Annotated in this window: 13 protein-coding genes and 1 pseudogene; 6 read left to right on the top strand and 8 right to left on the bottom strand. The window is 57.5% G+C overall.

From position 1 onward, the window contains the following. Window positions 1–74: 74 nt before the first annotated feature. A complete protein-coding gene (locus tag POR16_RS10915; RefSeq protein ID WP_005893237.1) occupies window positions 75–1,424 on the top strand; it encodes a cation:proton antiporter in 1,350 nt (449 codons plus the stop codon). A 261-nt stretch (window positions 1,425–1,685) separates the two neighbouring features. Next, the gene (gene moaA, locus POR16_RS10910; RefSeq protein ID WP_024689894.1) at window positions 1,686–2,684 is read left to right on the top strand and encodes a GTP 3',8-cyclase MoaA; all 999 of its coding nucleotides are present in this window, start codon (window positions 1,686–1,688) and stop codon (window positions 2,682–2,684) included. 41 nt (window positions 2,685–2,725) lie between these two features. Here the strand turns inward: moaA and POR16_RS10905 are convergent, their stop codons facing one another. The 5 genes and pseudogenes from POR16_RS10905 to POR16_RS27045 form a co-directional block, all read right to left on the bottom strand. Next, window positions 2,726–3,259, bottom strand: coding sequence for a DUF3833 domain-containing protein (locus POR16_RS10905; protein ID WP_024669115.1), 534 nt, complete (start codon window positions 3,257–3,259; stop codon window positions 2,726–2,728). A gap of 17 nt (window positions 3,260–3,276) precedes the next feature. Next, complete coding sequence (locus POR16_RS10900; RefSeq protein WP_005893244.1) at window positions 3,277–3,795, bottom strand: chalcone isomerase family protein; 519 nt, start codon at window positions 3,793–3,795, stop codon at window positions 3,277–3,279. 214 nt (window positions 3,796–4,009) lie between these two features. Beyond that, window positions 4,010–4,327, bottom strand: coding sequence for a hypothetical protein (locus tag POR16_RS10895; protein WP_005893245.1), 318 nt, complete (start codon window positions 4,325–4,327; stop codon window positions 4,010–4,012). A gap of 569 nt (window positions 4,328–4,896) precedes the next feature. Further along, a complete protein-coding gene (locus POR16_RS27050; RefSeq protein ID WP_371906713.1) occupies window positions 4,897–5,526 on the bottom strand; it encodes a methyl-accepting chemotaxis protein in 630 nt (209 codons plus the stop codon). A gap of 537 nt (window positions 5,527–6,063) precedes the next feature. Further along, a pseudogene (locus POR16_RS27045) lies at window positions 6,064–6,834 on the bottom strand (nitrate- and nitrite sensing domain-containing protein); the annotation flags it as partial. 275 nt (window positions 6,835–7,109) lie between these two features. Here POR16_RS27045 and POR16_RS10885 point away from each other — a divergent pair. Continuing rightward, window positions 7,110–7,532, top strand: a complete 423-nt coding sequence (locus POR16_RS10885) for a GFA family protein (protein WP_005893250.1) — start codon at window positions 7,110–7,112, stop codon at window positions 7,530–7,532. On the opposite strand, the gene poxB is transcribed toward POR16_RS10885, so the two are convergent. The 3 genes from poxB to POR16_RS10870 form a co-directional block, all read right to left on the bottom strand. After that, a complete protein-coding gene (gene poxB, locus POR16_RS10880) occupies window positions 7,529–9,247 on the bottom strand; it encodes a ubiquinone-dependent pyruvate dehydrogenase (RefSeq protein WP_005893252.1) in 1,719 nt (572 codons plus the stop codon). The genes POR16_RS10885 and poxB overlap by 4 nt on opposite strands. 151 nt (window positions 9,248–9,398) lie before the next feature. Next, the gene (mrdA, locus tag POR16_RS10875) at window positions 9,399–11,288 is read right to left on the bottom strand and encodes a penicillin-binding protein 2 (protein WP_005893253.1); all 1,890 of its coding nucleotides are present in this window, start codon (window positions 11,286–11,288) and stop codon (window positions 9,399–9,401) included. A gap of 138 nt (window positions 11,289–11,426) precedes the next feature. Continuing rightward, window positions 11,427–11,855, bottom strand: coding sequence for a winged helix-turn-helix transcriptional regulator (locus POR16_RS10870; protein ID WP_005893254.1), 429 nt, complete (start codon window positions 11,853–11,855; stop codon window positions 11,427–11,429). A gap of 87 nt (window positions 11,856–11,942) precedes the next feature. Between POR16_RS10870 and POR16_RS10865 the strand changes: the two genes are divergently transcribed. From POR16_RS10865 to POR16_RS10855, 3 genes are all read left to right on the top strand, one after another. Further along, window positions 11,943–12,800: an SDR family oxidoreductase gene (locus POR16_RS10865; protein ID WP_005893255.1), complete on the top strand. Its 858-nt coding sequence runs from the start codon at window positions 11,943–11,945 to the stop codon at window positions 12,798–12,800. Window positions 12,801–12,896: 96 nt separating this feature from the next. Further along, complete coding sequence (locus POR16_RS10860) at window positions 12,897–13,205, top strand: RcnB family protein (RefSeq protein WP_005893256.1); 309 nt, start codon at window positions 12,897–12,899, stop codon at window positions 13,203–13,205. Between the two features lie 235 nt (window positions 13,206–13,440). Next, window positions 13,441–14,274, top strand: a complete 834-nt coding sequence (locus tag POR16_RS10855; protein WP_005893258.1) for an AraC family transcriptional regulator — start codon at window positions 13,441–13,443, stop codon at window positions 14,272–14,274. Window positions 14,275–14,278 lie beyond the last annotated feature (4 nt).

Genomic DNA, 14,278 nt, shown 5'->3' with positions numbered 1-14,278 from the left:
AACTTATTACCGCATAGGGCAGTCCCACCGTTACGCCCTCTTCTCAAGGCGCATTCAACGGTGGTTCTTTCTCTATGAGTTTTCTGGTCTGCATGGGCGTGCTCGGCGTTTTATTGATGCTGTTGGCACTGACCTCTTCCTTTTTGCGCTGGATGCCGGTGACAACGTCGGCAGTCTGTCTGGCGTTCGGTTTCAGCATCGGCCCGATGGGCCTCGATATTGTCGATCTCGACTTCAAGGCGTCGCATGAATGGCTTGAGCGCCTGACCGAAGTGGCCGTGCTGTTTTCACTATTCGGTACCGGTATCAAGCTGCGCTTGCCGTTAAAGGGCAAAGCCTGGCACTCGGCTTATTGGCTGGCCGGGCCGGTGATGCTGGCGACGATCGCCGGGGTAAGTGTTGCCGCTCATTACATCTTCGGTATCGACTGGACCATATCCTTATTGCTCGGCGCCATGCTTTCACCCACCGACCCGGTACTGGCGGGGATGGTGCAGGTCAACAGTGCGCAAGATCAGGATCGCCTGCGTTTCGGCTTGTCGGGCGAGGCAGGGCTAAACGACGGTACCGCGTTCCCATTCGTTATTTTTGCGCTGCTCTATCTGACTTCCGGCGGAGGGATGGCCAACTGGGTACAGGACTGGCTGATCAAGGACCTGATCTGGGCAGTACCCGCTGGCCTTCTGATCGGTTATGGCATGGGACGAGGGGTTGGCCACCTGATGATTTTCCTGCGCATCAAGAATGCCGACAGCACCACCTCCCCCAACGACTTCCTGGCCCTGGCGCTTATTGCGCTGGCTTATGTAGTTGCCCAAAGCGTAGGAGCCTTTGGTTTTCTCTCGGTATTCGCCGCAGGCTTTGGCTTGCGTCAGGCCGAAGTGCGCGTCACCCGCTCGGAACTGCCCTCAGAGCACGTGGCACAGCCGGTGCTCGGGCACATGACAGCATCACTGGAAAAAGGCACCGTGGCCGAATCCGATGACCTGAGCGATTCACAATTGGCCGCCGGCGTGATGATGGGCGATATGCTGGCGTTCGGCAGTCTGGTGGAGCGCGCAATGGAGGTACTGCTGATCACCTTGCTGGGCGCTGCGCTGGCCACTTATTGGGACTGGCGCGCCATTGGCCTGGGGCTGGCGTTGTTCTGCGTCATCCGCCCGGTCAGTGTCTGGCTGCTGATCAGTCGACGTCTGCTCAACCGGAAACAGAAGGCACTGGTCGGCTGGTTCGGCATTCGCGGCATCGGCAGTCTTTACTACCTGTGCTTTGCCCTTTCCCATGGCCTGGCGGACGATGTCGGGGATGTTGTGATCGGCATGACGCTGTCAGTGGTGGCCTTGAGTATCTTGCTGCATGGCATCAGCATCCAGCCGTTGCTGGAGCGTTACGAGCGTAGCGCTTCGGCCAATCCTGAAACATGAGGCAACCCTGGCAGCGGTAATAGAGCAGGTCGATGGGCGTATCGGAACAAGCAATTGGACTGCGGCATTTCGTCTCGGTTAGCGTGACACATATCCAGCCTGTGCAACCCTGTCCTCACTAGCTACTATGAAGACTGATCGAGGCACTCTGCCAGCCTGTACCCCAGCGCCACACAGCACTCAGTCTGCAAAAGACCTGAACCCCTGTAAGTCGCTGGCCTCCAAACGGAATACAGTTCTATCAAACAGTTAGAAGGTGAAATGTCAGAACCGGTTTTGATGGACCGCTTTGCACGCAAAGTCGATTATCTGCGCATGTCGGTCACCGACCGATGCGATTTCCGCTGCGTGTACTGCATGGCCGAAGAGATGACGTTTCTGCCGCGACAACAGATTCTGTCACTGGAAGAAATACTTCAGGTAGCTGAGCGCTTCGTCGCACTGGGCACCCGAAAAATCCGTCTTACCGGTGGTGAGCCTTTGGTGCGCGCAGGCGTGGTTGGGCTTTGTGAGCGTATTGCCGCCCTGCCCGGCCTTCGCGAACTGTGCATGACCACTAACGGCTCGCAGCTGGATAAACTCGCCGAGCCGCTGTTCAAGGCTGGCGTCACGCGCTTGAACATCAGCCTGGACAGCCTGGACCCGCAACGTTTTCGCGAACTGACCCGTACCGGGGATCTGTACAAGGTCATTGCCGGGATCGACGCTGCCAACGCCGCCGGTTTTGTACACACCAAGCTCAACTGCGTGGTAATGCACGGGCGCAACGACGACGAGATCAATGATCTGGTGGCGTTCGCCATTGATCGCAACCTCGATATCTCGTTCATTGAAGAAATGCCCTTGGGTGTCATCAGCGAGCACAGTCGCGCCGAATCCTTTTACTCCAGTGATCAGGTCCGCGAGCGCATTGCCGAGCGTTATACGCTGGTGCCCTCCACCGATTCGACTCAGGGGCCTTCGCGCTACTGGCGCTTGGCCGAAGCGCCAAACATTCGTATTGGTTTCATTTCTCCGCACAGCCACAACTTCTGCGGTACCTGCAATCGTGTGCGGCTTACCGTAGAGGGCCGCTTGCTGCTGTGCCTGGGCAATGAACACTCGGCGGACTTGAAGTCAGTGCTGCGCGCGAACCCCGGTCAGCCGCAAAAACTTGAGAAAGCCATCATCGACGCCATGCAGTTGAAGCCCTGGAGCCACAACTTCACTCACGACGATGGCGTCCAGGTAGTGCGCTTCATGAACATGACTGGCGGTTGATCGCCGTTCAGGTCACACAACGCCTTGCGGCAAGGCGTTGCTTACTTCTCGGGCTTGCGAAAGAACAACGTGATCTGCCCGACCTCGACGCCCAGCTTGGTCATCGACGATCGGTTAGCCAGCGTCCGCTCATCGATCAGGTACATCCAGTCATCCAGACTGACGTCATATTCAGTGCCGTCCACCGGCAGTCTGAGCACGTAATTCCAGTGAAAGCTGTTGCCTGCCACTTCGCCGGACGCCTCCCCGACCACGTCGCCTGCGGTGCCCTTCCAGCGGCCCGGACCGTCGGGACGCAAGCGCCATTCCCGTACTTGTTTGGTGCCGTCGCTGTAACTGAACGCTTCGTGCATGACCAGCACTTCGCCCTCGCTGTGGCCATTGATCACGACGGTAAAGCGCTTGGCGACTTCACCTGAGCGTTTCTGAAACATCCCCCAGGCTTCGACACGCCCAGTGAAGTACTCGCGCAAATCAAGTTTGGGCGCTTCCTGGCTGTAGTGACTGACTGGCACACCGCCGCAACCGCCCAGCCCAAGACCGAGGCAAACCATCAACATCCATTTTCTGAGCATGAGCCCTCCAGAATCGATCATGAACCTTTGCTGCCCAGTAGCTGTTCCCGAAGCTCGGGGTTACGGGTTTTCGGGTCAAGCCAGATGGAAAAGAACGCCTTGGCAAACTGGCCGTCCGGCACGACATGCTGGAGCTTGTCGCCGACATAGAAACGCGCCTCGCGCCCAGGCAGATAGACGCCTGTAATCTTCATGCCCGGCTGAACGTCGACAAATGATTGATTCATTTGCTCGCGCCACTCGCTCAGTTGCCCGGCAGTCACCGTCGGCCCGGAAATGCGCTTGATTTCATCGATGCTGGCATCAACCAGATCTTCGCGATCAATGGCGCGATGGTAGGTGAGCTCAAGGGCCAGTGGAGCATCTGCCACAAAAGGTTTGGAGGGGCTCAAAAGCCTGGCGGTATAGATACGAAAGCCGAACAGACTGAGGTCACCGCCGCCTACCACTTGAGCATTGGGCAATGCCTCATGCCAGTCCGCCGAAGCGTTTGCGCTGAGCAGGATAACCAGCCATAACCACCGTGGTGCACGCATCGGCAACCTCTGTATAGGCACTGCCATAACTTCGATGGCAGGCTGGGAATGAGACAAGTCAGATGCACTGACTCATTGCCGGAATCTATACCAGCAAAATCACTTTGTACAACCGATAAGGCAATTGTTCTTCTCGGTACTTAAAACCAAAAAGCCTGCTCCCGATCAGGATCGGGAACAGGCTTCAGGGCTCAAGACTTAAAGCATCTTTAAATCACGCCACCTGAGAATGAGCGTGCCGCCGGGTCTTCAGCCATTCACTTTTCAGTGCCTGCAATGTGTTTTCCATAAAAGTGCGGTCAGCTGCGGCTTTCTTGCCGACATAACCCTGACCGCGGCGGAACATCTTCAGTGCCGTGCGCATGTGCGGGTGCGCATCGCGAAACTCGCTTTCCTGCGTGAACGGCGACATAGGGTCGACATGCACTTCACCTGAATCGGCGATCCAGACGATGTGGTTGTCCAGCGTATCTTTGCGCGCGGCAAACAGACGAGCCAGCTCATCGATAGTCGGTTGATTGTTGATATTCATGGTGACGCTCCTTCGCTCGCAGACTGTTCGATAGTTGATGCATCAAGTTCATGCGCCGGACGTTCATCGACGAAACTCGTCGAACACGGTTCCAGCCCTAAAGGACATGCAGGTAGCCCTGATGAAAAGCCGCTACACAACAGCATCAGCGCAGAGAAAAGAAGTCACGAAACCCAAAGATCCGGCCCAGGATCATCAATCGATCCGTTACAAGCATCATGAGGACATTTCGCCAGCTTCTCGCCCTTATCGACGACAATGCCAGTTCAGCTCCATCAATCTGCCTTGTGGGCAGCCTGCATCCAGGAACATCTCGACGGTTTGCCGAGCCCGTTCAGTACCTATTTGCAGCGCTCCCGATCAGGGAGACAGCTGCATGATGCAAGGGTAAAGGAGATGCGTCAACGATTATGTAGTGATTATTTTAAAGCACTACATAGCTGTATGAGGGATGTGCAGTTACGCAGAATCCTGACTGAGTGGTCGCAGACCGATACAGAATTCGAATAACAAAAAGGCCTGAAAGCTTTCGCTTCCAGGCCTTTGTACAGATGCATGACGCCTGGTGATCAGCTCACCTTGAAGCGCCCCACCAACCCTTGTTGCTGCTCGGCCAATCGAGCCAGTTCGCGGCTGGTGACGGCTGTCTGCTCGGCACCGGCGCTGACCTGGATGACCAGCGCGTTGATGTCGTGGACATTGCGATGGATTTCTTCGGCAACCAGGCTTTGCTCCTCGGCGGCCGAGGCCACCTGGATATTGCGGTCGCTGATGCTGGCGATGCCTTCGGCAATTTCTTCCAGCAGCTCGCCGGCGCGCACCACGTTGCTGGCGCCCTCCTGCGCTTTGCCCAGAGTCTCCTGCATTGAAGCGGCGGCACGTTCGGAACCCGATTGCAGGTTGGCGATCATCTGCTGGATGCTGACGGTAGAGTCTTGGGTCTTCTTGGCCAGGTTGCGCACTTCGTCCGCAACTACCGCAAAGCCGCGACCTTGCTCGCCTGCACGTGCAGCCTCAATGGCCGCGTTGAGCGCCAGCAGGTTGGTCTGGTCGGCGACGCCACGGATCACATCGAGGACCGAGGAGATAGAGTTGCTCTCGCCCTTGAGCTCGCCGATGATCTGCGAAGTTTGCTGCGCCTGAAGCGACAGTCCTTGAATCAGGCTGATGGTGTTTTCGATTTCGGCCTTGCCCTGCATCGTGCTGGCATTGACCCGTTGCGACATTTCCGACGCATCGGTAGTGCTGCGTGCAACGTCCTTGACCGTCGAGCTCATCTGGCTGATGGCAGTGGCCACCTGATCAGTGCCCTGACGTTGCTGTGCCACGTTCTGGCTGGTCTGCAGCGCGACGGCCGAAGACTGTTCGGCCGCCGTGGCAACCTGCGCTGTGGCGCTGCCGATCTCGCGAATGACGTCGCTGATCTGTTGCGCCATGTTGTCCAGGTTGCGTGAGATCTCGCCAAACTCGTCTTTGCCGATATAACGCGTTCTTGCGGTCAGGTCGCGGGTGGAGAGCGCAACCAGCGTGCGGTTCACGTCCACCACTGCAATCTTGATGTTGCGGATGATCACCGACGCCAGCCAGAGCACGACTATCAGCATCATGACCACCGTCCCGATAGCCACATACAGGCTGCGCTCCGCCTCGTTGCGCGCATCAGAGGCCAGGCTTACGACGGTCTGTCCCAACTCGGTTTCCACCTGAGCCATCATGTCGATACGCGACGTTGCAAGGTTGAACCAGTCTTCCGGTTTTACATTGAGTGGGTCGCCCAATGGCGTATCAAAACCCAGACGCTGCAGACGCGCGACTTCCAGCGAAGCAGGTTGCTGCAAAACAGCGTTCAATTTGGTTTTGAACACTTCAGGGGACCAACGCTGAAAGGCTTCGTAATAACCGGAGAACTCGCCCAGGTTGCGACTGAAGCGTGATAACAGTGCCGCGTCGAAACGGTTCTGGTTGAACGCCAGGCCCAGCAATACACGTTCACGACCTGCGCGCTCTTTCATGTCAACGAATTGGTTGAGGGAGCTCAGGGCACGCAGTATTTGCGGGTCTTCAATCGTGGCTTCGAGAGAGTAAGTAAAACCGATCAAGACTTTGATGATGTCGGTGAAGCGCGCACCGGACTCGGTATTGTTGATCGCCAGCGCATCGACTTTCAGGCGCAGTGCGATGACGTCATCCAGCGCACGCGACACGTTCTCCGTTCCGGAAAGGCCTTCAGTAGATTGCGCGCGCATTTCGACCATGGCCTTGTCGGTTTCCTGACGAAGGCTTCGCAGCTTGTCCTGCATGGTTTTGCCGCCGCTGCCCAGGAATACGCCACTGGCGCCGCGTTCGCGCTGCAATGTGGTAACCACATCACTCAGCGTACGGGCAACGCTGGTCGCAGTAACCGCGCGACTGTTGTCACCCAGCGTCTCGCTTTTGTCAGCGACGTAGAGACCTGCAAAGGCCAGAAAACCCAGCAGTGGGAAGATTAGAATAAGCAGCAGTTTCATACTCAAAGGAGCATTTCTAAGCATTACAGACCTCGTGACTCGCAAACTTTCTATAAAAATCACTGTGGCCCAACGCTTTATAAGCACTGACGTTTTTATAACCAGAGATGATTCGATAATTAGCCTGCCGTAGCCTGTCCTGCCTCCATCCATTTGTTTCGGCCGTGTTGTAGCAAGCTTTACCTGCCGGTCTGCTTTAATTTGAAAGCACGCCATTGCGAGAACATGAAATGAGTAACGACTGCGCGATTTAATATCAAACAAGAGGAAAAGACATGATCAAGAAAGTCGGCCCTACCGACATCAAACCTGTCCACCGCGCCTCGTGCCATTGCGGCGCGATCATGCTGGAGCTCGATTTACCGGACGGCGTTGTTGACCCGCGACGTTGTGATTGCTCGCTGTGCAGGCGCAGAGGCGCTGTGGTGGCCACTGTGGCGAAAGACGGCGTTCGGGTGATTCATGGGCAGAGTGTGTTGAAGCTGTATCAATTCAACACACGCACCGCCGAGCATTATTTTTGCGGAAGATGCGGGATCTACACCCACCATCAGCGACGTTCCAACCCCAATGAATACGGTTACAACGTCGCCTGCCTGGAAGGTGTGAACCCTTTCGATCTGGGCCAGGTGAAAACCAGCGACGGGGTCAATCATCCATCTGACCGCCCAGCCGATGTAGCGCCCGAGTGCGATTAGCGCAGGTTGGTCTTGGCCAGCTCCAGCACTTCGCTGCCTCGTCCGCTCATGATCGCGCGCATCATATACAGACTGAAGCCCTTGGCCTGCGCCAGTTTGATTTTCGGCGGGATGCCCAATTCCTGTTTGGCGGTGACGACGTCGATCAGCACCGGGCCGGGGTGATCAAAGGCCTTGCGCAACGCTGCGGGCAGTTCTTCGGCATTTTCTACTCGCAGGCCAAGAATGCCAGCGCCCAAGGCGATACCGGCAAAGTTGGTTTCGTGCAGGTCAGTGCCATGCGGCACGTAACCGCCGGCCTTCATTTCCATGTCGACGAAGCCCAGTGAACTGTTGTTGAACACCACCAGTTTGATCGGCAGGTTCAACTGCCGAATGCTCAGCAGATCACCCAGCAACATCGACAAACCACCGTCACCACACAGGGCGACGACCTGCCGGTCCGGATGTTCGGCCTTGGCACCCAGTGCCTGAGGCAGCGCATTGGCCATCGAGCCGTGGTTGAACGAGCCGAGCAGGCTGCGTTTGCCGTTCATGTGCAGGTAGCGCGCAGCCCACAGCGTCGGCGTCCCCACGTCTACGGTGAAGATGGCGTCGGCATCGGCATGCTCGTCGACGAGTCGGGTAAGGTACTGCGGGTGAATCGGTGTGCCATCCGGTGTCGGCGTGGCGAGTTCGTCCAGCTCCTCACGCGCCTTGGCGTAATGCTTCAGAGCCTTGTCCAGAAAGCGTCGGTCAGCGTGGGGAGTAAGCTTGGGCAGCAACGCGTCCAGAGTTTCGCGAACACCACCGACCAGCCCCAGGGTCACTGGGGTGCGGCGGCCCAACTGGGTCGGGTCAAGGTCGATCTGAATGATGTCGGCCTTGTCCGGATAGAAGTTGCGATAAGGCAAGCTGCTGCCGAGAATCACCAGCGTGTCGCAGGACAGCATGGCGTGATAGCCGGAGCTGAATCCGATCAGGCCGGTCATGCCGACATCGAACGGGTTGTCGTACTCGACGTGCTGCTTGCCGCGCAGGGCATGGACGATCGGTGCGCCCAGCTTGTCGGCCAGGGCGAGGACCTGCTCGTGAGCACCTTCACAACCAGCTCCGCACAGCAAAGTCACAGCCTTGGAGGCGTTGAGCATTTCGGCCATAGACTGCAAGTCGTTGTCCGCCGGCACGACCGTCGGCGGCGTAGGGGCGACCCATTTCACCGCAACATCCGGAGCCTCGCTGAGCGCCACGTCGCCGGGCAACACGATGACTGCCACGCCCTTCTGGCTGATGGCCGCACGCATGGCACGTTCCAGCACACGCGGAAACTGCTCGGGGTTGCTGACCAGTTCGACGAAGTGGCTGCACTCCTTGAACAGCTCCTGCGGGTGGGTTTCCTGAAAGTAGTCCAGGCCTATCTCAGGGGAAGGAATATGCGCGGCAATTGCCAGCACCGGGACCCGGTTGCGATGGCAGTCATACAGGCCATTGATCAAATGCAGGTTGCCAGGTCCGCAGCTGCCCGCGCAAACCGCCAGCTTACCGCTGGACGCCGCTTGAGCGCCTGCAGCGAAGGCAGCCACTTCTTCATGGCGGGTGTGCATCCAGCGAATCGAGTCGATGCGTTCCAGGCTATCGGTCAAGCCGTTGAGGCTGTCACCGGACACCCCCCATATGTGGGAAACGCCTGCCGCTGCGAGGGTTTGCGCAAAATGATCGGCAATGGTCTTGGACATAAGGGGTTCCTTGTCGAGGCAATAAAAGGGTCGAACAAACAGGCGTAGCGCTCTGCCACGCCTGTTGTGGTCGACCCGACGGAATCTCGACAGTTCAGAAAACCTGAGCCCTGTTCAGGGCTCAGGCAGGCAGTCTGCCTGGGCAGACGGCTCAGGCGTGCGGGTTGCCCGTCGCCTTGGTGGGCACTGCGTATTGCGGCTTGAGCTTGCCGTCGCTGTCGAGCAGCCAGGCGTCGAGAATTTCCCGCACCACCGGACCGGCCACCCGACCACCCGCCTCGCCGTTCTCGATGGTCACCGACACTACGATCTTCGGATGGTCAGCCGGGGCGAAACCGACGAACAAGGCGTTGTCGCGGTTACGCTCAAGGGTCTTGAGACGGTTGTAACGTTCACCCTGCTTGATCGCCACCACCTGCGCCGTACCGCTCTTGCCGGCAATCCGGTACTGCGCGCCCTTTGCGGCGTCGCGGGCAATACCGCGCGGATCGTGCATCACCATCTGCATGCCGGTGTTGACCTGATTCCACTCATTGGGGTCATGCAGCACGATATTGGGCATGGGATGCTCATCGACCGGCGCGGCATTGCCGACTTCCATCGCCAGATGCGGACGATGCCAGACGCCCTTGCTGGCGATCAGCGAAGTGGCCTGGGCGAGTTGCAATGGCGTGACCTGCATGTAGCCCTGACCTATACCGAGGATTACTGTCTCGCCGGGGAACCAGGCCTGACGGCGCGTTGCACGCTTCCATTCGCGGGACGGCATCAGCCCGGCGGCCTCCTCGAACATGTCCAGCGAGACTTTCTGGCCAATGCCGAACATGGTCATGTAGTCATGCAGTCGGTCGATGCCCAGCTTGTGCGCCAAGGTATAGAAGTACGTGTCGTTGGACCGCATGATCGCGGTGTCCATGTCTACCCAGCCATCACCGCTATGGTTCCAGTTGCGGTACTTGTGATCGAAGTCCGGCAGTTGGAAGTACCCAGGGTCGAAGACCTTGGTCGAGGCAGTGACCACACCGCTGTCGAGGCCGGCAATGGCAACTTCCGGCTTGACCGTCGAGCCAGGGGCATACAGACCGCGCAACACGCGATTGAACAGCGGCCGGTCGATGGAATCGCGCAATGCAGCGTATTGCTTGAAGCTGATGCCGGTCACGAACAGATTGGGGTCGAAGCTCGGCTTGCTGACCATCGCCAGCACCTCGCCTGTTTCCGGGTCCAGCGCCACTACCGAACCACGACGATCACCCAGCGCGTCCTCCGCAGCAGCCTGAAGATGCGCATCCAGCGTCAGGGTGATGTTCTTGCCGGGCACCGGGTCAGTGTGTTTCAGAACCCGCAGTACGCGCCCCTGGGCATTGGTCTCGACTTCTTCGTAACCCACATGACCGTGCAGCTCTGACTCGTAGAAGCGCTCTATCCCGGTTTTGCCGATGGATTGAGTGCCGCGATACTCGTTGTCGAGGTGAGCCGCTTCCTTTTCGTTGATGCGCCCAACGTAACCGATAGAGTGAGCAAAATGTGCGCCCAGCGGGTAGTGACGAACGAACTGTGCCGCGACATCAACGCCCGGCAACAGGTACTGATTGACTGCCAATGTGGCGATCTGCTCTTCGGTCAGTTCGTACAGGAGGGTCGCAGGCTCGAATGGATGACGTACCTGTTTCAGCTCTTTGTCGAACAGAATACGGTCTTCATCCGGCAGTTCCAGCAGGGTCATCAGTTCGTCGATAACCTTGTGCCAGTCACCTGCTCGCTCACGGGTCAGGGTCAGATTGAAACTGGGCCGATTGTCGGCCAGCACTTCGCCATTACGGTCAAAGATCAAACCGCGCTCAGGCGGAATCGGCAGTACATGGACGCGGTTGTTTTCGGAGATCGTCGAGTGATACTCGAACTCGGTGACCTGCAGGAAGTACATTCTCGCCACCAGGCAGGTGGCCAGCAGCCCGACCAGCACGGCACAGGCAATCAGTCGCTGGTTGACCAGCCGCGTCTCTTTCTCGTGGTCTTTCAGGGGGATTGGATTGGGCATTTCTACAGCTTCTCGATGAAGGGCAAACGGCGCAACTGAACGTGTAAATGAATATTTCGGCGCGCACCATAGCAAGAAGCGACTGATGACAGGCAGTTGCGCTGACATTCGCCAGATGAAAAATCTGTCAGAAATGCCTCAGGCAGGCAATGCACGGGCCTCGGCTGACGCTTCGCGCGCCTGCATGATGCGCGGCAGACTTGTCTCGATCCAGGTGACCAGTGTCTCGACCTGCAAAGCAACCTCTTCGCCCATCGGGGTCAACCGATACTCGACATGCGGCGGAACGACAGGCAGCGATTTGCGGCTGACGAAACCGTCCTGCTCCAGATGCTGAAGTGTCTGGGCGAGCATTTTTTCGCTGACCCCGCCGATCTTGCGTCGCATTTCGCTGAAACGGTGCACGCCGCCACGCAACACCACCAGCACCAGCACGCCCCATCGACTGCAAATGTGATTGAGCACGACCCTTGAGGGGCACTCAGTGGCCAAGACGTGTCCCTGGCGAACAAAGGCCAGCATGGACTCGACGGTATCAGATGGCACCTGCGGGGCAGACTCACTCATGACACTTACCTTTTTGTGCGTACTTACGAAAGGTAAGCATGATGACTATGCTGACGCTTCCTTTCAACCGATTCGAGGAATCATTCCATGATCGTTGTCACCGGTGCCACTGGCCAGCTAGGCCGCCTCGTCATTGAGCAACTGCTCGTCCGCATTCCTGCCGGACAGATCATCGCAGCCGTACGCAGCCCCGATAAAGCCGCTGACCTGTCGGCACTGGGGGTCCAGGTTCGTCACGCCGACTATTCGCAACCCGCGACCCTGGACAGCGCATTTGCGGGAGCTGAAAAGGTGCTGTTGATTTCTTCCAGCGAAATAGGCCAGCGCCTTTCCCAGCATAAGGCGGTTATTGATGCAGCCAAGCGCGCCGGGGCCAAATTGCTCGCCTACACCAGCGTATTGCACGCTGATGCCTCGTCACTGGGCCTGGCCAAAGAACATCGCGAGACCGAGGACTACCTGCGCGCCAGCGGGTTGTCATTCGCCTTGCTGCGCAATGGCTGGTACACCGAGAATTACACGGCAGGCATACCGGGGGCACTGGCACATGGTGCGATGATGGGTTGCGCCGACGAAGGCCGAATCAGCTCGGCATCGCGCCTTGATTACGCTGAGGCTGCAGCGGTTGTATTGACCTCGGAAGAAGATCAGTCAGGTCGCGTTTACGAGCTGGCGGGCGACGAGTCTTACACCCTTGCCGAATTTGCCACCGAGCTGTCGAAACAGTCGGGCAAACCAGTGCCTTACGCCAATCTGACGCAAACCGGGTTCGAAGCCGCTTTGATTCAAGCCGGCCTGCCTGATTTCGTCGCAAATCTGTTAGCCGATTCCGACGCGGCAGCCGCCAAAGGCGCCTTGTTTGACGACAGCCGCCAGCTGAGCAGACTGATCGGTCGCCCTGCCACCCCACTGGTAAAAACCATTGAGGAAGCACTGCGAGGCTGAGCACTGTAAAACCGATCGAATGATTCCAAATCGTGAAGGTCCCAGTTATGACCAATGGCATAAAGCCGACTGAGACCTAAGACTGGGAGTCTTCACATGAATACCAAATCGCTGATCGCCTGCATGACCCTGCTCGGCTGTTTCTCTGCCGTCACCCTGCCAGTTCATGCTGCCGAGACGCCTGATCCGAAAATCACCGAGTCCAAGGACAACGTTCACGAGCTTGAACTCGGTTCCCGCATACCCGAGAAATATCGCCGCAGCGACCTCGAAGTCAAAGACTGGAAAAGCAAAGGCCTGGAAGAGCCCGCCAAGGAAAGCGAATGGGTAAAGGTCAATGACAAGTATGTGCGGTTTCAGAAAGTGAATGGCCAGATCATGGATATCGTGCCGATCAAGAAGTAATCTCATGTGCCTCGCGCTGGCATGCCTGAGTGACACATAGAGTCACGAAATACATGTCAACGCGGCGCGTCGAAAAGAGTCAGTCAGACATATGCAACATGATCGGTGCAGCCCCACAAGCCTAGGCCCGGTGCCTCTTGCTCCTCACGCTTAATGGTGACGCTCTGCGTCACCTCCGCTTCGCTCTGACTCATCAGTTCAGCTAATCTGGTCGCTCTGCCGACGGGATATCTGTATGAACAGCACACACCCCAACCACTCGACCGTGAATCCTTTCTTCTGGCGCGATGAGCATCTGCCTTTCATCGAGGCACGCTCGGTAGAGGACGGCAGAAAGGTCTGTTATGCCCCGCATTCGCATGAATTTTTTTCCATTGGCGCGATCATTGCCGGGCAAAGTACCTATCTGCACGAAAAGACATCGCGGCGCGTCATGGCAGGCACCGTGGTGCTGATGAACCCTGGCGATGTACATGCCTGCAATCCGATCAATGACCAGCCGTGGTCGTACCTGATGCTTTACGTCGACAGCTATTGGCTGAGCGATATTCAGCAAGACGCGAGGCTGGATGCAGCAGCCGGATTTCAGCCGCTGCCCTACACGCATAGCTGCAATCCGGTCCTGTTCGGCGCATTGACGGCGCTTTACGAGACACTGGTCGACGTGAGTCTCGATACGTTGCAAAAGCATTGCTCAGCCGTATCGTTTTTCACCCTCATGCTGGGCACATTGGGCGCTGCGCAACTGCACCCACCTCAACCCTCCGCTCGAGTCACGCGGGCCGCCGACTACATCAACGAGAACTTCACTCGTTCCATCAAACTTGCCGACATCTGCGCAGCCTCCACCCTGTCGGCGTCATACCTGATTCGCTCGTTCGAACAGCACTATCACCTTACGCCGCATGCCTACCTGCTCAACCGACGCATTCAGCACGCCTGCACCGAACTTAAACAAGGCAAGATGATCGCCGATGTCGCACTCGAAAGCGGTTTTTCCGATCAGGCGCACTTTCAGCGCGAATTCAAAAAACATCTGGCCGCAACGCCAGGCCAGTACCGGTTGTGATGAA

Source organism: Pseudomonas coronafaciens pv. oryzae str. 1_6, assembly GCF_000156995.2.
In the GTDB taxonomy this organism is placed as follows: Bacteria; Pseudomonadota; Gammaproteobacteria; order Pseudomonadales; family Pseudomonadaceae; genus Aquipseudomonas; species Aquipseudomonas tremae.
Note: the sequence above shows the minus strand (reverse complement) of the source record. Positions and strands in the feature narration are given on the sequence as shown.

Coding starts and splice junctions, on each gene's coding strand:
- POR16_RS27050 (WP_371906713.1), bottom strand. CDS start 5,526: ATGCAGGGCAAGGCCGAAATCGAAAACACCATCAGCCTGATTCAAGGA.
- POR16_RS10895 (WP_005893245.1), bottom strand. CDS start 4,327: ATGAATATCAACAATCAACCGACTATCGATGAGCTGGCTCGTCTGTTT.
- POR16_RS10915 (WP_005893237.1), top strand. CDS start 75: ATGAGTTTTCTGGTCTGCATGGGCGTGCTCGGCGTTTTATTGATGCTG.
- moaA (WP_024689894.1), top strand. CDS start 1,686: ATGTCAGAACCGGTTTTGATGGACCGCTTTGCACGCAAAGTCGATTAT.
- POR16_RS10905 (WP_024669115.1), bottom strand. CDS start 3,259: ATGCTCAGAAAATGGATGTTGATGGTTTGCCTCGGTCTTGGGCTGGGC.
- POR16_RS10870 (WP_005893254.1), bottom strand. CDS start 11,855: ATGAGTGAGTCTGCCCCGCAGGTGCCATCTGATACCGTCGAGTCCATG.
- POR16_RS10885 (WP_005893250.1), top strand. CDS start 7,110: ATGATCAAGAAAGTCGGCCCTACCGACATCAAACCTGTCCACCGCGCC.
- POR16_RS10865 (WP_005893255.1), top strand. CDS start 11,943: ATGATCGTTGTCACCGGTGCCACTGGCCAGCTAGGCCGCCTCGTCATT.
- poxB (WP_005893252.1), bottom strand. CDS start 9,247: ATGTCCAAGACCATTGCCGATCATTTTGCGCAAACCCTCGCAGCGGCA.
- mrdA (WP_005893253.1), bottom strand. CDS start 11,288: ATGCCCAATCCAATCCCCCTGAAAGACCACGAGAAAGAGACGCGGCTG.
- POR16_RS10855 (WP_005893258.1), top strand. CDS start 13,441: ATGAACAGCACACACCCCAACCACTCGACCGTGAATCCTTTCTTCTGG.
- POR16_RS10900 (WP_005893244.1), bottom strand. CDS start 3,795: ATGCGTGCACCACGGTGGTTATGGCTGGTTATCCTGCTCAGCGCAAAC.
- POR16_RS10860 (WP_005893256.1), top strand. CDS start 12,897: ATGAATACCAAATCGCTGATCGCCTGCATGACCCTGCTCGGCTGTTTC.